This window comes from Methanobrevibacter sp., assembly GCF_045611865.1.
GTDB lineage: Archaea > Methanobacteriota > Methanobacteria > Methanobacteriales > Methanobacteriaceae > Methanocatella.
In genome coordinates this window covers 1-17,601 of record NZ_JAZKXX010000036.1, presented here as the reverse complement: position 1 = coordinate 17,601, position 17,601 = coordinate 1, and the positions used below count along the sequence as shown (strand labels likewise).

The window sequence follows — 17,601 nt, the reverse complement described above, 5'->3', positions numbered from 1 at the left end:
ATTATATATTTTTTATAAAATTTGTGAAGAAATTAAAATAAATAGTAAATTTCATCATTTAAACAAAAAAAAACAAGAAAACTATTTAATCGAAAAATCCCAATTATATTTTAGGAAGTTTTATCATGAACTTATCACAATTAGTATCAAATTCCTTCAAATATCCATTCAGAAACATTAAAAAATTGCCGGTAATCTGTATCCTGTTTATATTGATTGCCATCATTCCAATTGGTATGATATCAGACAATAATTATGTTGTAGCCATTGGTGTAATTGCATTTTTCTTATTCATATTGATTGTTCCGGGATATTTCTTATCCATGGTTAAATTAGGTTCAAATCAATCAGCAATGCTTCCATCATTTAATTTAGTGAACAATATTTATGATTCTATTAAGGTATTATTTTTAAGAATCGTCTACATGATTGTTCCTGCCATTGTATTTTTCATTGCTTTAACTGTATTTGGCCCCACAGCTAGAGATTTACTCTTTAACTTTAGAATACATGAGTTTATAGCAACTGTGGGACTGGTGTTGCTAATAATTTTTGTTACATATTTTGTATTTGAATTTTTACTCTTCTTTGCAAAAGCCAGATTGGCTTACTTCAACAGATTAAGCGAAGCTTTAAAGATCAAAAATGTAATTGGAGATATCAGAAGCATTGGTATTGTTAACATAATTAAATGGTTAATCGTGATGGCAATATTACTGAATGTAGTTGCATTTATCTCATCAGTTGTAATATCAATTCCTTATGTGGGCTTTTTAATATATGTCTGTATTGTTATTCCAATACTTGAAAGTATAGCTAATTATTCCTTAGGATTGTTATATTCAAATATAGCTAAAAATTATGATAATATAGATTTTAAAGAGATTGAATCTGTGGAATATGAAAGGATAAACTAAGTTCTTAAGTAATTAATTTGAAATGTCGACAATTTGTCAATTTTTCCATGTAGATTTAATTTCGAGTTGTACGATATTTTCGTAAAAATCATTTTTTTTTCTATTTTTATTTCTTTCAATAATCCTTTAAAACTCATAAAATACAAATCGAATAAAAAAATTTACTTTTTAATTTTTCTTAAAGGAGCAGTAATTCTCCAACTAGTTGAATTTTCATAATCGCTAATGAGTTTCTTTTGCTTAATGATTAAATCATTTCTATTAGTAATGAGTTTCTTTTGATTTATGATTAAATCATTTTTATTAGAGATTATATCTCTATATCTCTCTATTTGTTTTGTCTTTTTATCTAGTTGTCTTTCTTGCCTTTTTATTGTCCTTTCATATTCTCTAGATTTTTTCAATACTTCCTTAATGTATTTTCTAGACTCAAATGAATGTTTTGAAATTAAAAGGGTATTTTCATCCAGCATTTCATTATAGCTGCATTCACTATAACATGAATCATTTACGTGTCCTGTAAATTTCATACATTTTTCAATTAAGTTTTTACGTATTTTAAGATAATTTTTAGGATTTTCGCAAGGATTTTCAACATCAAAAATGTTGTAGTTTTCCATATACTCTTCTATGCTTGATCTATTAAATAAATCATTTAAACCGTCAAATCTCTCTTGATTTTGTCTTGAATTAAATAATAAAACTGGAGTTTGCAGTGCAAGGCAAGGTAGGGCACCATGAAGTCTATCGGTAATCACACAATCTGCATTTTCATACATCCTTAAAAAATTTTCGGCAATGAATGTTTTTTCGTCATATGTATAAAATGAAGTGCGGTTGTATAGGCTAAAACGCATTGAACCTAGAAACGCATTATCAAATGCAGGTAAAAATTGTTGATTAAGAACATATATTTTCTTATTTGTTTTTTGTTTTAAAAATGGGACGATTTCTTCAGGATTATCTACTGAAACAAGAACATAACTGTTATTTTCATCTTTTTGGTTATTTTTATTTCCTGAATCTAATGTCAATGTAAGACATCCGGAAAAATAGGCGTCAATTTCATTCTCGTTTAAGAAATTATAGGTTGACAAATCCCTACAGCCAACAGGACCATGTTTTGTTAGGTAATCTCTGCTTTCATCAGATAAAATTATGTCTTGTGTTTTTTGTTGAGTATTAAAATGAATTGAAATCAATAGGGAATCAATATTTTCAGAAGGTGGCCATGCAGAATGTGAATCGAGGTACCATCCATTCATAATTAATTTAACATCTTTATCTTCATTAAATTCATGTATCTCTTCGTGGTCAATATAATAATCAATTTTTGGTAAAAACCTTCTTGAGGCAATACTTTGAATTTCATTACCTATGTTAACGGTATATTTATAACTCATTAATCCGTATTTCATTTTTTTATACCAAAATCTTTTTTTTTTAATTTAATTAAATTATGGAAAACTCATGATGACTCTAATTTTCACTTTTATTTAATAAATATTTGGTAAATCTATTTAATATAATTATCTAAACTTAGATAGAAAATTTCCATTTTACTGCTTTAATATTCATTTTTTAGGGATTCTTTAACATATCTTTTAAAAAATTTCTTGTTAAACTTCACTTTTTTCAGGATATAATTAGAGGTTTGGTTTTAAATGGATATTTAGCTAGATATTATTCAAAAACATCAACATTACAATCTTTTTAATCGATTCTAGTTCTGAATTGTATAGTAAATTTTACATTAAGTTAAAAAAACATATATTTAATTATAGATTAATATACTATTTATTATTGATGATAATCTGTTAAATTGTAAAATACTAAATTGATACTATGCAAAGCAAAACATTAGACAAAAAAACACGTAACATGATACTTCTTCTATTTTTAATCGGCGTATTTATGGGCTCTCTAGATACCGGCATAATTGGTCCAGTATTGCCTTCAATTGAACAGACTTTTCAATTAACAAGTAGGGAATCAAGTTGGATATTTACATTATTTGTAATCTTTTTCATGATTGGTTCACCAATTATGGCCAAATTTTCAGACTTTTACGGAAGAAAAAAGATTTTCATTTTGGATGTTGTCTTATTTGGAGTGGGATCATGCCTAATAGCTTTTTCATTTAATATAGAATCTATTCTTCTTGGAAGAATCATACAGGGCTTTGGTTGCGGGGGACTATTCCCAGTAGCCGGAGCATTTGTAGGAGATGGATTTCCATTAGAAGAAAGAGGAAAAGCATTGGGAATTTTAGGAAGCGTATTTGGTATTTCAGCTATTGGAGGTCCATTGGTTGGAGCCGCATTAATACCAATAGGTTGGAACTGGTGTTTTACAATTAATTTACCAATCAGCATATTTCTGATAATATTTGCATGGAAAATACTTCCTGAAATGGAAGAGAAAAGAAAACTGAAAATTGATTATTTGGGAATAATAATCCTAAGCCTACTATCAATATTTTTAGCCTACGGCTTAAATCAAATTGACTCAAGTAATTTTACAAACAGTTTATTGTCCTTTAATGTACTTCCATTTTTAGTTTTATTCGTTGTTTTAATTCCAATTTTTATAAAAATAGAAAAAAGAGCAGAAGAGTCAATTGTACCAATACACTTGCTAAAAAACAGCGAAATAAGTATTGCATGTATTGAAACATTATGTTACGGAATAATCTACTCCTCAGCAATATTTATCCCATCATTGGTAATTCTGTCAATGGGTTTAAATGACCAGTATGCAAGTTTGATGTTGATTCCAATTTTGGGAGCAAATGCTGTTGCAGCACCTATTTTAGGAAAAATCCTAGATTCCATCGGTTCACGTAAGATTATGGCAATTGGAACTTTAATGTTATCCATGGGATTAGTTATCATTGCAATATATCCTAATAACTTAATATTGTTCATTATAGCAGGTTGTGTAATTGGTGTGGGAATGGTAACAATTATAGGGGCTCCTTTAAGATATATTGTTTTAACAGAAGCAAAACCTCACGAAAGAGGTGCGGGACAGGCAATTGTCAACATGTTATCAAGTGCAGGCCAGTTAATAGGTGGTGCTCTGATTGGTGGGATAATCGCATCATTTTCTGGAATTTTAGGATATAAAATTAGTCTAATTATAGCAGCTATTGTTGCATTTATTGCATTCCTCTTCACTTTGAAGTTAAAAGGCCGTGATGAGCAGATTGAAACAATGAAATTAAATCAATAACGTATGTGGTTTAAAAGATTCAAGAAGGAACTATAATGGAAAATAAAATCAGAATGAGATATTAACAAAAAATACTATTTAATTACCAATCATTTAGTTCCTGATAGGTCATATTGGCATTGAGAGGAGTCAAACTTGGTCTTTTTTCAACAAGCAATGCATATCCGTCACTGCCTTTCGGATACTCCTTAACAAGATCTGAAACAATCATTATCAGACCATCACTTTCCTGGTTTTCATCCAAATGATAGTTGAATATTTCTGATTTTTCTTCATCAGTATTATCAATAACCTTTTTATCAAGCATCTTATTTGCTAAATGTGTGATTTTAACATCTTCGGATTCATAATTTGAAGGCACATTTAAATTGAATAAATCAACACCTTGAGGAAATCCTTCATTTTTAATCTTCAATACCAAATCATGTAAAACCTTTTTGGTTAAGGTAAAATCATAGTCTACATACCATTCTCCGTTTTCATCCTGTTTATATGCAGTTTTAGGATCTACAAATAATGAAACGGCTATTGCAGGAATACCCAAACTGACTGCTTCTAAGGCCGCACAGACTGTACCGGAAGAGGTAATGTCACAGCTGATGTTCACCCCCTGGTTAACTCCAGCTATTACTAAATCAGGTTTTTCTTCCATCACATAATCGGCACCGACAACAACAGAATCTGCAGGACTGCCAGAAACAGAATAAGCCAAACTTTCATCCTTGAGTTTACATGAATTTATTTTCAAATGCTTGAATAGGGTTAATCTGCGACCAACACTACTGTTGTTTTTATCTGGAGCTACAACAGTGACATTGGCTAAATCTTCAACAGCCTGTTTGGCGGCTAAAATTCCAGGTGCAGAAATTCCGTCGTCATTAGATATCAAAATGTTCATAAAAATCTAACCCAAAATAGTTTAATTATTAATCTATATGATTATTTAATTATTAAAATGTTATTTTTTAAAGACAATCCATAAATATGTAAGTGTGGCAGATACGATAACCGCAAGTAGAGTAGGGCCTAAAAAGATGGAATCAAAGCTAACAGTCACCTGATAAACAATAAAACCTACAAACCATGCAAAGAGATTCCAAATCCATGTCTTACGGTCATTATCCTGTTTTCCTAAATAAAATGATACAAGAAGCACAGCAGCCATTGGACCAAAAACTGATGTAATCAAATAAAGAAAATCAATATAATGGTCCATTATTCCAGAAATTGCAATAATTGCGCTTAACAAGCTCACTAAAACACCGGTAACTTTAGGGTCCAATCTGTTGAATATAGCCTTTGCAGATTCTCCGGCAGAATTTGTTGCTAAAAAATTGGTTGTAACGGTTGAAAGCACCAATATTATAACACCAATGACTCCAAGGCCTGCCATGAGAATTGCCTGGGAAACATCAGTTGTTCCAACTCCAACAATCTCGACACCAATGAAATACATCCAAAGGCTTGCCAGAGTGTAGGCAAATGCTGATAAGGCTGATGCCTTTACAGGCTTTTCAACATCCTTGGTATAGTCAGATATTACAGGCAACCATGAAACTGGCATTGCAATTGAAATTTCAAATATGTTCCAAAAGCTTAACATTTCAGAATTTATGATAGTCGGATGTGTTACTTTCATTCCAAATAACTTAAAAGACAATGCAATAAGCAATACTGTTAAAGTTATCATCACTAGAGTTGTTATCCTTGAAGAGCGTTGGAGACCTATATATACCCATACTGCAACAAGTCCTGCAAGAATAAAACTTATAACCGGAAAAGGAATAGGTAAGTTAAGGCCCAATAGTGCAGTTGTTCCCTGAGCATTTAAAACCGCAACCCAAGCTACAAGCTGCATCACGTTTAATGTGGCAAAAAACTTGGAACCATAAGTACCAAATGTGGATTTGATGGATTCCATTGCATTCAATCGAAGCCGTGCTCCAATCAAACCGACTGCAAAAAGTAATAAGCCACCTATAATATGCCCCAATATTAATGGTGCCCATATTGAGTTTATAGGTGCTGCAGAGCCAATTTGAATACCTGCTATAATTTCAGAAACAGATATGGCAACTCCAAACCAGATTACTGAATTTGTAAACAATCCTGTGCGATTTTTCATATTAGCTCCGCTGAAAATTAAATTTTAATAAGTTTTCAATAAGTCAAACAAGTAAGGAATCGCCTGTTCGAACTTGACTCCATAAGTGTGGGTTTCATCACCAATGGTTTTTTCAATGGCTATTTTTGTAAATTCTCCGGCAATTTTAGTTGCAACAGCAGGAGATTTTGCATTCATTACTGAACCTACGAATGATGATGCAAAAACATCACCTGTTCCATGGGATACGTAATCAATTCTATCATTATAAACCATTTCAATAGTTGATTCCTGTTTATCTAAAACTACCATTCCCAATTGGCCTTCATTGTGAGTATCACCTTTTAATATTACATGTCTTTTGGTGAAATTGGAAAGTTCATTTGCCATTTCCAACATTTCCTCATGTGAAAACTCCTCTTTCCATGGTTTATGTAATATGAAACAAGCTTCAGTAGTGTTTGGAAGAATAAAGTCTCCCAATTTACAGAGTTCACCCATTGCATCTGCAAATTCCTGGTCAAATCCATTGTAAAATTCACCATGGTCCGCCATAGCAGGATCTACGAATACAAGTCCGCCAGGTTTTAATCTTGAATCAATTATATCTTTAATGTAATCCAATTGCTCTTTTGAAGCAATGAACCCAGTATATATTGCATCGAAATATATTCCTTCTTTTTCCCAGTGTTTTCTAATTTCAGGCAAATCTTCGGTTAAATCTCTAACAGTGAAATCAGTAAAACCTGAAGTATGTGTGGACAATACTGCAGAAGGAAGAATTGCAGTTTCTATTCCGAATGCTGATACGACTGGAAGTGCAACGGTTATTGAGCATTGCCCATAACAGGATATATCTTGAATAGTTAATATTTTTGTAGTTTCACTCATTTTTTCATCCTATATGTATTATTTAAATCCGTATTACTATTTATATCACGTGTTATATAAAGTTTTGTTGTCTAAATATGTACAATTTTATTAAAATGAAAAAAATAACTTACAAAATTGAGTTTAAATGATTTTCATCAATATTTCCATAGATATCTTCACTTAACCAATGGCTTTTACATGCTACATGCTCCAGCAATACACATTGGGGCGGAATTAGCATATTTGATGATTTCCATCCACCTGAAATCAAATTTAACACACATGTAATGCCTACTATGCCCAACTCTTCCATATCTTCTTTTTTTGCACCCTTAAAAGCAGTTGATTCATGTGATACTATATATACTTCATAATCTGAATATTCTTTAGATATTTTATATGCATTGCAATTCGGATTGCAAAATGTGCAGACATCTCCCAACCTATCTTGCCTTGCCCTACACTTTTTGGAATTGGAGTTCATACAACCCGGAAGAATTATTGCCTTTCTCGGTCTTTTTTCAAATTCTTCCTTGAATATTCTTGTCATAATCTCGGCTCCAAGCATGTTTAAATGATATTCAAGCTCATGACCATGGTAAAATATGACATCTTCCTGCATTAAATGAGTAGTACCATTGTTTTCAAGATATTCATTCAAGCCAAATGTATATTCTCCAAGATATTTTCTGCTATTTTTGCAAAACCATTTTGTCAACTCAAGGCAATCGTCGAGATTATGTGAAAAATTTCTAAAATGAGGAATTTGATCCATATAGTCGCCAGTAGCCTCCAGAAAATTAATCAGCATTGAAAGATTTTCTTCATTTAGCTTTTCATTATTCTTCTCAAATGGCTTAAATAAGAACTTGGTCAGAAGTTTTCCCCTCAAATCATCAATGAAAGGTTTGTCCTCTGGAAATGCTCTTCTATATTCTGCCAGATTTGATAGTGCTTGATGTATATTACTATCCAAATCTAGAGCTGTTGAACCATAAAGATACCAGTAAACACCAATGCATAATGCCTCAAGTGATTCCTCATCACTTTTGAAATTGAATTTCTGTGAATATTCTAAAAATTCATCTCCAAATGCTTTAACATTAGCATAATAATCTTCATTTAATCTATAAGGATAAATAATTTCATCTCCACTTAAATTATTCATTCAATATTCTTTCAACATCATCTTTATGTTCAAACAACACACATCCTCCCTCATGGTCATCCAAAAGAATCCCACCTTCTCTAAGGGATTTGAATAATCTTGAATTCAATGCATCTATAAGAGAAGTCTCTTTAACGTTAACATCAGAGTACGGTGAAGCAGGACAAGGTTCAGCACCACCCTGTGAATTTATATGGAAAAATCCTCTTCCTGCAGCTAAACAACCTCCAGATTCCTTTTCATCTCCTGGAAATGACATGAATAGCATGTCTGAATAATTGTTACGTAAATTATCAAGTTTATCTAATAACATTTCCCTTTCTTCATCACTAGGGGCCAAATTCCTTGTTTGTTCATTAACAGGAACATATTCAATGAAAAACACCACTTTACATCCAAAATCATGTAACCTATCAATGAAATCATCTGAAAGCAAAGAAGATAAATTTCCTTTAGTAAATGTAAGTGAAGCACCAAAAATTATATTATTTTTTCTCATCACACTCATTGATTCGACCAACTGATTATAGACACCTTCACCTCTTCTTGAATCAGTTATTTTTTCATCTCCCTCAATGGATAATATAGGGACTAGATTCCTATTGTCATCAAGTAACTTCAAATAGTCTTCGTTCAACAGGGTTCCATTGGTAAATATTGGAAAGAGAATTTCAGGATAATTACATGCTTTTAAAATAACATCCTTCCTTAACATTGGTTCACCACCTGCAAGAACAATAAAGCTTATTCCCATATCTTTTGCTTGATTGAAGACAACTTCCCATTCATCGTCTGAAAGTTGATTTTGAGGAACATCATCATTGCATGCATTATTGGCTCGTGAATAGCATCCTGTGCAGTGCAAGTTGCAGCTGCTTGTAATGCTTGCAATTAAAAAAACAGGAATATTTTGGTTATTTTCACTGTATTTTTGTCTGATTTTAGTTGCTTTTTTTGCGTGTTTTGAAAACTTAAATAAAAACCTTGTTTCTTTTGGATTTTTAAGGGTTGAGCGAATTGCATCTTTAATAATGTATTCTACACCATCAGCCAGATATTCCTGAATATTAAATTCATTCACCATTTATTTCACCCTCACACAATCCAGAAGAAATTTTGCATGGGCTTCAGCTTCATCAAAGAAATTATCCAAAGCGCTTTGAGGAATGTCATCATATTTAGCGCATATTTCAAAAAGCAGATATATGGGAAAACTGTAGTATTCCTTGGCCAATAGTTTAGGATTTGAATCAGGTTTGATAATTCCATTTTCCTTTAGGATAGTAAAAAAGCCATTCCAAAATAATAACGGTTTAACGAGTATTTCATTTTGAAAATAGGTTCTTATATCTTCGTTGTAGTGCATTTGGATGAATATCAATTTCCAGATTTTAAGGTTCCTCTCCTCCGACAGCATTGATTTTATGGCCTCCGAACCCATATGATAAAAGAGTTCCGGATTTTCAAGCAGTATCTCATTATCAGGAGCTAATATTAAATCCTTACCATTGAGCATTTGATTATGTTCAAAAAGACCTGTGAAGTAATCAAATATGTCCATTAATATTGCCTCTTTAGATGCATAGTGACTGTATATTGAGCTTTTTTTAATTCCAACCTCTTCAGCAATTTCTCTTAAAGAAACTGAATCATAACCTTTTTTTGAAAATAAATCTAGGGATACATCAAATATTTTTTCTTTTGTATTCATATTTCCAACCTACTGTTCGTTAGGCATAATATTTTTTTCATCATATATAAAACTAACTCTAAAGAATACAAAAAAATTTAATATTTAATTATCAAATAATAGCTTAGGAGAAAAAGCATGAGGAAATATATGGATAATGAATTGTTGTTGAATGCTCGAAAACCTGAAGGTGAATTGGGCTCCAAATTGATAGATAATATGAATAAAAATCATGAAAATCTTGCCAAATGGTCTGTAAGCCACTTTAATATATCCAAAGATGATATAATATTAGATATCGGTTGTGGTGGTGGAATAAACGTTGAAAGGTTTATAAAAATGACTGACAATAAAGTCTATGGACTTGATTACTCTGAACTTGCATGTGAAAGGTCAGAAAAATTAAATCAAAAAACTATTGATGATGGAAGATGTGAAATAATTCAGGGCACTGTTTCTGACATGCCATTTGAAGACAATTATTTTGATATTGTTACTGGATTTGAAACCGTATATTTCTGGCCTGATTTTATAAATGATTTAAAGGAAGTTCGAAGAGTTTTAAAAGAAAATGGAATATTGTTAATCGCTAATGAAGCACAGCCTATTGAAGATGATGAACGCCAAAAAGAGTTCATCGAATTGTTGGATGCAAATATATATTCAAGGGATGAATTAAATAAATTCCTAAAAGAAGCAGGTTTTTCTAAAATAACTTTTTATAATAAAGAGTCAAAAGATTCATTTACCGGCGATTATGCTAATTGGATATGTGTAATATCCCAAAAATAAGATGATAATAAGGATACCAACTTAATTACACAGGCAATGAAGAAATTCATTTAAGGTTTATTTTAAAAAAGTATTTTATTATTAACGAACTAATATTATAATGTTATATCATTAAATTGGATTGAATGTTATGAATATCGAAAAGTTAGTTGGCAATACACCAATGATTAAGATTGACTATGAATATGAAGGAAAACCAGGAAGTATTTACACTAAACTTGAATACTACAATTATTCCGGAAGTATTAAAGATAGAATTGCTTTATATATTATCAAAAAAGAAAGAGAAAATGGTAATTTGGCTGAAGGCCAGGTAATTGTAGAGGTTACAAGTGGAAATACGGGTATTTCATTTAGTGCAATTGGTGCACTTTTTGGTCATGACGTTCATATTTTCATGCCTGATTGGGTATCTTTAGAGAGAAGAAACCTAATTGAGATGTATGGTGCCCACGTTCACCTTGTATCCAAAGAGGAAGGTGGATTTAAAAAGGCACTTGAACTTGCAGAAGAATTTGCCAATGAACATAATGCATTCAGACCACTCCAATTTGATAATCCATTAAATACAGAAGCCCAATATAAAACAACTGGCCAAGAAATTGTTGATGCCGTTCCAGACGTGAACGCATTTGTTTCAGGTATAGGAACTGGAGGAACATTAATGGGCATTGGTAAAAGATTAAAGGACAACAATCCTTCATCTAAAATAATAGCCCTTGAACCATCAACATTATCAATACTTAAAATGGGAATGGAAGAAGGGTCCCACTTGATTGAAGGTATAGGTGATGACTTTATTCCAGACATCATAAATCAAGATTTAATTGATGATATTGTTTTAATTCATGATTGTGATGCAATTAATATGTCTAAAAGGATTGCAAAAGAGTTTGGTTTGGGTATTGGTATTTCAAGTGGAGCAAATTTCCTTGCAAGTGTTTTAATGGATAGTGATGAACTTACAATAGCAACTGTTTTTGCTGATGACAATAAAAAATATATTACCACCAAATTATCCGAAGCGATTGATGATGATCCAAAATTACTATCCAACAGAATAAAATTGGTTGGATTTGAAGTAATTTAAAAAAACTAATCAACCATCTTTCTTATCTCATTTAAATTAAACTCAATGAAATATTTATATTTTGGATTAGCCAATATTTTATATTGCTTTTTATTGGTTTTTAAATACGCTTCATGTAATAAAGCTTGCAGCCTATCAACATCAGTATCTAAAATAATATCTAACTTCTTTTTATGAGTTTCATCCAATTTGTCAAGATGTGACTGTATTGAAGAATGAAACTTCAATACCAAATTAGTGTTCTTTCTAGCAAACCTTTCAAGTAGAAATGACGGTGCTAAAGAAAATAGAGAGTCATATTCTTCAATATCCTTATAAGTAATCTCATCTTCACCCATCATATCACCTAAAATTTATAATGGATATTGTGTAACTTGTATAAGCAAACTGAACTGCTTGAAGGGAATGTGTAAATCATGTAATCGAGTTCTTCAAGAGTTATTTTCTGATTTATGATAAATGCAAACATGTTTGCTACGTTTTCTGCATCTGCAGCATATATCTCAGCACCTACAATTTGCAAATCCTTATCCACAATTACTTTTGCTTCATCTTTTGGTGAATTTTTAAGCACAGCAGAATATGATTTTCCATATCTTATGGTGTGAACTTCATATTCTTCACTTTCCTCTGCAACATATGCCGGCACACCTACAGTAGCTATTCTTGGAATGGTATATGCAACTGCAGGTACAACAGGATATGTTATCTCATCAGCTTCGCCCAACAGTTCTTTTGCAAGGTATTTGGATTGATGTATTGCCACGGTTACTAACTTAGCAATTCCTGTATCTGCAACATCTCCTGCAGCATAGATGTTTGGAACATCTGTTTGCAAGTGTCCGTTTACCTTGATACCGCTTTTAGTGTATGTTAAACCTACATTTTCAAGGCCAATATCCTCCACATTGGCAGTTCTTCCCATTGCAGCTACCACATAGTCCCCGGTTAAGCTTAATCCACTTTCACAGTTAACAGTAAAACCATTTTCATAAGCAATATTATTGACTTTAGAATCAGGATCTCTTAAATCTTCATTTGCATTAATTCCCTGAATGGCGTTATTGACTTTTGCTTCAGGATTATCAATTTTGACATTGTTTATAACCTCTTTCACAGTTTGGTTAAAGTGGAAGCGTATGTTTTTTTCTTCAAGAACTTTTATTACTCTTTGGACATAAGGTTGGTGGAAGTATTTCAATGCCATGTCCCCTCTTATAATCACGTCAGCTTCAAGGCCCGCTTCTGCAAGAATTGATGCAACTTCCATTCCAACAAAGCCTGCCCCTATAATGATTGCATGCTTTGGAAGTTCATCCACATCTAAAAAGTCATTGCTGTCATGCAGGTATTCTTTACCTGGAATATCTGGAACAACCGGTTTTAAACCAGTGGTAATTACGATTTTATCTGTTGTAAACTGTCTTTCTCCAACCTTGACAGTGTGTTCATCTACAATTACTCCTTTTCCATGGGCAACGTCAAGGTCATATTCATCGAATTTGCCATCTAAAAACAGTGACATTCCGGCAATCCGTTTTCTTTTCAATTGAATTAATTCGTTCCAATCCACATCAAAGTTGCCTTTTTTTCCAGCACCATCATAGTTATCGGTTAATGCCTTCACTTCGTAGGGTCCATCAAGTATTGCCTTTGTGTTGCATCCTCTATTTGCACATGCACCACCATATAAGCTTTCTTCAATAATCAGTACTTTAAGGCCTGCTTTTCTGAGAAATCTTCCGCCTTGCCATGATGCATTTCCACTTCCAATATAAATTACATTGTATTCCATGAATTAACCTCTATTAAATAACTGTTCATTAATATGTAAAATTAAATATAAATTTTTAACTAAAAAGTTTATCTACATTGCCGATTAACTCCAGCATATGATTATCTTTAATATCCTGAGAAGCAAAGGAATATTCTTCAAAGTAAAATGCCGGAATTCCCATTTCATTCAACGGAACCGTTAAGTAAGGTCCGCTTGTTGTTGAGTCTGGTGCATTATATGATATATTTTCACTGTTTAAGGCTATCTGATTTGCATATTGATTGGCCAATCCATCCTTAACTGGGCTGAAAACAAATGTTTGATATGAATAAGCCCCTACATTTGAATGAATATCAATAACCAGATCATAGGAACCGTTTAGGATTTCAGGATAAACATATTTGTAGGCCAAATTCTGACCATTTTGCCTTCCTAAACTATTATCTGATGACCCGTCACCATAATGGCCAACATCCTCAGTCACATTGATGATATAGATATCATAGGAATTTTTTAGATTGGAAACATCCGGCAGCAAATTCACCAATGTATTGTGTGTCTGATATTCCAGAGGATGTATTCCAACCACATAAGCTATCCTTTTTCCATCGGGATTTCCTATATTTCTAATTACCTCAACAGTCCCCGGATCGCCAGTATTATTTGCAATTGTTTCTCTGTAAATTAGATTATTGTCTGAATCCTTTTTAATGACAACCTCATTAACAATTAATGCAAATAAAATCAAGATAATGATTATTAAAACTGAAATTATAACATATTCCTTTTTAATCATTGTTTAAATATTCGATAAATATAGATATTAAATCTATCTAATCTTAATTAAAGGTGAAAAATTTGAAAAGAAATTCAGTGATAATCCTCATTGTGGCCATTATTTTAATCGTTGGCGGAATTGTATATATCCAGAACTCACATTACAATGAGATTTCATATACTACACTTGTTAATACCAGTATTGGAACTGTTGAAGTTGGAATTTCAGGTAATGAAAGCGCTCCAACTGCCATTGCATTGATTACTGGCATTCATCCAAGAGAAACATTGTCAATTGATTCTGAAATTGAAGCTGCAAAACAATACGGTAATGATGATGTGAAAATTATCCATTACAAGGTTACCGTCACTGATAATCCTCAGGACTATGATATCGGACGTGAAAATGGTGAAAACCTTGTTCATGATTATGTAAATCCTCATGTGACTTCATCTGATGCCGATGCAGTTATAATAAGTCATTCTCATGTTCCTACCTATGGCGAAGGGTTTTATTTAGCAACTCCTGAAATGGATGATGCATCCGTCAGTATTGCCCAAAGCATTTCCAGCTCAAGTGATTTTAACTATTATCCTGTTACAGGTAATGAGACATACAAATCAACCTCTGCAGTTTTGGTTTCAAAACCTATTGCCCAGGCAGGCTATCCCACATTTGTATATGAGATTCCTGAAGACATTTGGGAAAGTACAGCAACAGAAAAAACTAAAGAATTATTCTCACTTATTGTTGATAACCTATAATTTTTTTAAAAAATAATAAAATTTAGCCATACCAAATATTTATTTACTGAAAAATACATTAAAACAAAAAAAAATTAACTGAGGAGGAAAATCATGAAATTGGAATTGAAAATTTAAAAGAAAAATTAAATGAAAAAGAAAAATCTAAAAAGAATATACTTAAAAAACAAATCTAATTTTTAACTCTATTCTTATTAAATAAAAAAAATAGAGAATAAATCTCTAATCAAAATCTTTTGCGTGATCTTCAGCACCACTAATTACATTATCAATACTATCTCCATCACTTTGTCCGCCACGAACAACACCGTTATCATCATAATAGACATTATATTCACTATTGTAATTTAAATTAGAACTTGAAGTTGATGAATTGCCGTTAGATGAAGATGTTCCTGCTGTAGAAGATGACACATCGGTTGAAGCATCTGATGTTCCTTCCTCGATAGTAAAGGCGAATTCACCGACACATGGATTGTATTGGTCGTTTCCATTGAAACTCACAGACATTTTATGTTCACCGGTAGGTTGATCTGATAACAATAATCCTCCTTTACCTTCAGCATCAGTAGTAATTGTATAATTTTGAATTTCACCATTACTTTCATATGCAATAGTTACTTCCTGATTTGCAATTGGGTTTCCTTGCGCATCTGTTAGAACAAACTGCACCTGATCCCCATTTTTTAATGTATTTTGACTTAAAAAATTAATCTGGGTATCAGCTTTAGCACTTCCTTGTGTTAATGCAAAAACACCAACAACTGCAAGAATTAAGATAATTATTACTGCAATTATCACTTTTTTACTCATTTAATAATCACCTCCACTTATTTAATAATCATTTTGAATTAATATATAATTTACTATAACTAATTATTAATAATGTTTTCTACATATTTACAAACAGTGATTACTATGGATAACAAAGAAAAAGTAATTGAAACATTCAAAAATTCCGAAGACCCGTTAAACGCTAAAAAAGTTAGTGAACTTTCTGGTGTTGAGAAAAAAGAAGTTGACAAAATCATGAAAGAATTAAAAAAGGATGAAACTATTGTTTCTCCTAAAAGATGTTACTGGACTCTTGCAGACAAATAACATCTTTTTTTACCTTTTTTACCACCTATTTCCAACCTAACCTTTTCAAATGAAATTTTAACTTTAATCGTCTAAAATATAGAAAGTATTTTCTAGTTTTTAATTCTTTTGATAGTTTCATTATTAACTGTTTCATTAGAAACATTTATATTATCTTTTGGACAAATATGTAATACAAGGTGATACTATCGAAAAAGAAAGCCATCAGGGAATCATTGACAAATCCCCTTTTATTGCATGGATTCACAACATCTCCCTGAATCAACAAAAATACATAAAATCCAGGATTTCAAAGATGAATCTGGGCCATGACGTACGTTACATCATATTCATTTATGACAATCCAGATTGCTCACAAGAGGACCTTGTAAACATGTTCGGACAAAGTAAAGGCAACATTGCCAAAGCCTTAAGGAAACTGGAGGATGATGGGTTTATTAAACGTGAAATAAATCCAGAAAACAGGCGTAAATACATGTTGAATACAACTCAAAAAGGGAATAATCTGGTCCCCAAAATCAGACAGGTCTCAAAGGATTGGGAAAAAGAAGTGGGAATAACAGATAATGATTATGAGTTAAAAGAAAGAATTAAGGAAATTGCGATTAATGGAATGAAACTAATTGAATAGAGGGATTAATTATGAAACTAGAATTTGAAACATATGTAATATTTGTATCATTTATAACATCATTTTTTGCGGTGTTTTTATCAAATGGCATAATCATTGGTGTTCCAGCCATTGCACAGGATTTTGCAATGAATAATGTTATTCAAAACTGGGTGCCAACAATATTTTTCCTTGTTGTAGCTGTATTTACAGTTCCAGCAGGACAGATTTCAGGAAAATTTGGTGTTAAAAAGTCTCTACTTGCAGGGATTTTAGTATTTTTAATAGGTTCAATCGGTGCATGTCTTGCGTTTTCAACTGAATCATTTTTAGTATTTAGAATAATTCAGGGTGCAGGAGTAGCATTCTTAAACGTGTCAGCCATGGCAATGGTTGTACAGGCAGTTAAACCACAAAACAGAGGAAAAGCACTTGGTTTTACAGTAACTGGAGTATATCTAGCAACCTCTCTTTCACCAGTTATTTGCGGATTTTTAGTACATAATTTAGGCTGGAGAGCAATGTTTTACTTTGTAATTCCATTTTTAGTATTATGTATTATTTTAATGATAACAAAAATACCTCAAGAGTGGAAACCCTATGAAAAAGACAAAATCGATAAGGTCGGATCCATATTATATGCCATTGGAATTTTAGCATTTATTTATGGATTTACAACATTAATTACCACTTCAGGTAAAAT

General features: G+C 32.0%; 19 protein-coding genes. 8 read left to right on the top strand and 11 right to left on the bottom strand.

What is annotated here, in order from left to right:
- Nucleotides 1–125: 125 nt before the first annotated feature.
- On the top strand, nt 126–917 hold the full coding sequence (locus ACKI32_RS04105; RefSeq protein WP_407413773.1) for a DUF4013 domain-containing protein: 792 nt from the start codon (nt 126–128) through the stop codon (nt 915–917).
- Between the two features lie 161 nt (nt 918–1,078).
- Here ACKI32_RS04105 and ACKI32_RS04100 read toward each other — a convergent pair whose 3' ends face one another.
- Nucleotides 1,079–2,320 carry a polysaccharide pyruvyl transferase family protein gene (locus ACKI32_RS04100; RefSeq protein WP_407413771.1) on the bottom strand — a complete coding sequence of 414 codons (1,242 nt, stop codon included), beginning with the start codon at nt 2,318–2,320 and terminating at the stop codon, nt 1,079–1,081.
- 442 nt (nt 2,321–2,762) lie between these two features.
- Between ACKI32_RS04100 and ACKI32_RS04095 the strand changes: the two genes are divergently transcribed.
- Nucleotides 2,763–4,151, top strand: a complete 1,389-nt coding sequence (locus ACKI32_RS04095; protein WP_407413769.1) for an MFS transporter — start codon at nt 2,763–2,765, stop codon at nt 4,149–4,151.
- An 82-nt stretch (nt 4,152–4,233) separates the two neighbouring features.
- On the opposite strand, the gene surE is transcribed toward ACKI32_RS04095, so the two are convergent.
- The 6 genes from surE to ACKI32_RS04065 form a co-directional block, all read right to left on the bottom strand.
- Nucleotides 4,234–5,049, bottom strand: a complete 816-nt coding sequence (gene surE, locus ACKI32_RS04090) for a 5'/3'-nucleotidase SurE (RefSeq protein WP_407413766.1) — start codon at nt 5,047–5,049, stop codon at nt 4,234–4,236.
- A gap of 60 nt (nt 5,050–5,109) precedes the next feature.
- Nucleotides 5,110–6,276, bottom strand: a complete 1,167-nt coding sequence (locus tag ACKI32_RS04085; protein WP_407413764.1) for a cytosine permease — start codon at nt 6,274–6,276, stop codon at nt 5,110–5,112.
- 24 nt (nt 6,277–6,300) lie between these two features.
- Nucleotides 6,301–7,146: a pyridoxamine kinase gene (locus ACKI32_RS04080; RefSeq protein ID WP_407413762.1), complete on the bottom strand. Its 846-nt coding sequence runs from the start codon at nt 7,144–7,146 to the stop codon at nt 6,301–6,303.
- Between the two features lie 109 nt (nt 7,147–7,255).
- The gene (locus ACKI32_RS04075) at nt 7,256–8,296 is read right to left on the bottom strand and encodes a DUF116 domain-containing protein (protein WP_407413760.1); all 1,041 of its coding nucleotides are present in this window, start codon (nt 8,294–8,296) and stop codon (nt 7,256–7,258) included.
- A complete protein-coding gene (locus tag ACKI32_RS04070) occupies nt 8,289–9,380 on the bottom strand; it encodes a radical SAM protein (RefSeq protein WP_407413758.1) in 1,092 nt (363 codons plus the stop codon). Before ACKI32_RS04070 ends, ACKI32_RS04075 begins: the two co-directional genes overlap by 8 nt.
- Nucleotides 9,381–10,007 (bottom strand): TetR/AcrR family transcriptional regulator, encoded by a 627-nt coding sequence (locus ACKI32_RS04065; protein ID WP_407413756.1) that lies wholly within the window; start codon nt 10,005–10,007, stop codon nt 9,381–9,383.
- Between the two features lie 117 nt (nt 10,008–10,124).
- On the opposite strand from ACKI32_RS04065, the gene ACKI32_RS04060 reads away from it, so the two are divergent.
- Both ACKI32_RS04060 and ACKI32_RS04055 read left to right on the top strand, forming a co-directional pair.
- Nucleotides 10,125–10,778 carry a class I SAM-dependent methyltransferase gene (locus tag ACKI32_RS04060; protein ID WP_407413754.1) on the top strand — a complete coding sequence of 218 codons (654 nt, stop codon included), beginning with the start codon at nt 10,125–10,127 and terminating at the stop codon, nt 10,776–10,778.
- Between the two features lie 130 nt (nt 10,779–10,908).
- On the top strand, nt 10,909–11,868 hold the full coding sequence (locus tag ACKI32_RS04055; protein ID WP_407413752.1) for a PLP-dependent cysteine synthase family protein: 960 nt from the start codon (nt 10,909–10,911) through the stop codon (nt 11,866–11,868).
- Nucleotides 11,869–11,873: 5 nt separating this feature from the next.
- Here the strand turns inward: ACKI32_RS04055 and ACKI32_RS04050 are convergent, their stop codons facing one another.
- Genes ACKI32_RS04050 through ACKI32_RS04040 form a run of 3 tightly spaced genes read right to left on the bottom strand, consistent with a single transcriptional unit; the run spans nt 11,874 to nt 14,441 of the window.
- Nucleotides 11,874–12,206, bottom strand: coding sequence for a hypothetical protein (locus tag ACKI32_RS04050; protein ID WP_407413750.1), 333 nt, complete (start codon nt 12,204–12,206; stop codon nt 11,874–11,876).
- A gap of 8 nt (nt 12,207–12,214) precedes the next feature.
- Nucleotides 12,215–13,663, bottom strand: a complete 1,449-nt coding sequence (locus tag ACKI32_RS04045; protein ID WP_407413748.1) for a dihydrolipoyl dehydrogenase family protein — start codon at nt 13,661–13,663, stop codon at nt 12,215–12,217.
- Between the two features lie 55 nt (nt 13,664–13,718).
- Nucleotides 13,719–14,441 carry a hypothetical protein gene (locus ACKI32_RS04040; RefSeq protein WP_407413746.1) on the bottom strand — a complete coding sequence of 241 codons (723 nt, stop codon included), beginning with the start codon at nt 14,439–14,441 and terminating at the stop codon, nt 13,719–13,721.
- Between the two features lie 62 nt (nt 14,442–14,503).
- Between ACKI32_RS04040 and ACKI32_RS04035 the strand changes: the two genes are divergently transcribed.
- The gene (locus ACKI32_RS04035; protein ID WP_407413744.1) at nt 14,504–15,187 is read left to right on the top strand and encodes a hypothetical protein; all 684 of its coding nucleotides are present in this window, start codon (nt 14,504–14,506) and stop codon (nt 15,185–15,187) included.
- 222 nt (nt 15,188–15,409) lie between these two features.
- Here ACKI32_RS04035 and ACKI32_RS04030 read toward each other — a convergent pair whose 3' ends face one another.
- Nucleotides 15,410–16,000: an Ig-like domain-containing protein gene (locus ACKI32_RS04030; RefSeq protein WP_407413742.1), complete on the bottom strand. Its 591-nt coding sequence runs from the start codon at nt 15,998–16,000 to the stop codon at nt 15,410–15,412.
- A 105-nt stretch (nt 16,001–16,105) separates the two neighbouring features.
- Between ACKI32_RS04030 and ACKI32_RS04025 the strand changes: the two genes are divergently transcribed.
- The 3 genes from ACKI32_RS04025 to ACKI32_RS04015 form a co-directional block, all read left to right on the top strand.
- Nucleotides 16,106–16,288, top strand: a complete 183-nt coding sequence (locus tag ACKI32_RS04025) for a MarR family transcriptional regulator (protein ID WP_407413740.1) — start codon at nt 16,106–16,108, stop codon at nt 16,286–16,288.
- A gap of 157 nt (nt 16,289–16,445) precedes the next feature.
- Complete coding sequence (locus tag ACKI32_RS04020; RefSeq protein WP_407413738.1) at nt 16,446–16,919, top strand: MarR family winged helix-turn-helix transcriptional regulator; 474 nt, start codon at nt 16,446–16,448, stop codon at nt 16,917–16,919.
- A gap of 11 nt (nt 16,920–16,930) precedes the next feature.
- Nucleotides 16,931–17,601, top strand: a 671-nt coding sequence (locus ACKI32_RS04015) for an MFS transporter (protein ID WP_407413736.1), incomplete at its 3' end; no start/stop codon positions are given.

Bases quoted from the DNA above. Each gene is read 5' to 3' on its own strand.
- ACKI32_RS04040 (WP_407413746.1), bottom strand. From the start codon at position 14,441: ATGATTAAAAAGGAATATGTTATAATTTCAGTTTTAATAATCATTATC.
- ACKI32_RS04050 (WP_407413750.1), bottom strand. From the start codon at position 12,206: ATGGGTGAAGATGAGATTACTTATAAGGATATTGAAGAATATGACTCT.
- ACKI32_RS04105 (WP_407413773.1), top strand. From the start codon at position 126: ATGAACTTATCACAATTAGTATCAAATTCCTTCAAATATCCATTCAGA.
- ACKI32_RS04100 (WP_407413771.1), bottom strand. From the start codon at position 2,320: ATGAGTTATAAATATACCGTTAACATAGGTAATGAAATTCAAAGTATT.
- ACKI32_RS04055 (WP_407413752.1), top strand. From the start codon at position 10,909: ATGAATATCGAAAAGTTAGTTGGCAATACACCAATGATTAAGATTGAC.
- ACKI32_RS04060 (WP_407413754.1), top strand. From the start codon at position 10,125: ATGAGGAAATATATGGATAATGAATTGTTGTTGAATGCTCGAAAACCT.
- ACKI32_RS04030 (WP_407413742.1), bottom strand. From the start codon at position 16,000: ATGAGTAAAAAAGTGATAATTGCAGTAATAATTATCTTAATTCTTGCA.
- ACKI32_RS04075 (WP_407413760.1), bottom strand. From the start codon at position 8,296: ATGAATAATTTAAGTGGAGATGAAATTATTTATCCTTATAGATTAAAT.
- surE (WP_407413766.1), bottom strand. From the start codon at position 5,049: ATGAACATTTTGATATCTAATGACGACGGAATTTCTGCACCTGGAATT.
- ACKI32_RS04045 (WP_407413748.1), bottom strand. From the start codon at position 13,663: ATGGAATACAATGTAATTTATATTGGAAGTGGAAATGCATCATGGCAA.
- ACKI32_RS04080 (WP_407413762.1), bottom strand. From the start codon at position 7,146: ATGAGTGAAACTACAAAAATATTAACTATTCAAGATATATCCTGTTAT.
- ACKI32_RS04065 (WP_407413756.1), bottom strand. From the start codon at position 10,007: ATGAATACAAAAGAAAAAATATTTGATGTATCCCTAGATTTATTTTCA.
- ACKI32_RS04070 (WP_407413758.1), bottom strand. From the start codon at position 9,380: ATGGTGAATGAATTTAATATTCAGGAATATCTGGCTGATGGTGTAGAA.
- ACKI32_RS04025 (WP_407413740.1), top strand. From the start codon at position 16,106: ATGGATAACAAAGAAAAAGTAATTGAAACATTCAAAAATTCCGAAGAC.
- ACKI32_RS04095 (WP_407413769.1), top strand. From the start codon at position 2,763: ATGCAAAGCAAAACATTAGACAAAAAAACACGTAACATGATACTTCTT.
- ACKI32_RS04085 (WP_407413764.1), bottom strand. From the start codon at position 6,276: ATGAAAAATCGCACAGGATTGTTTACAAATTCAGTAATCTGGTTTGGA.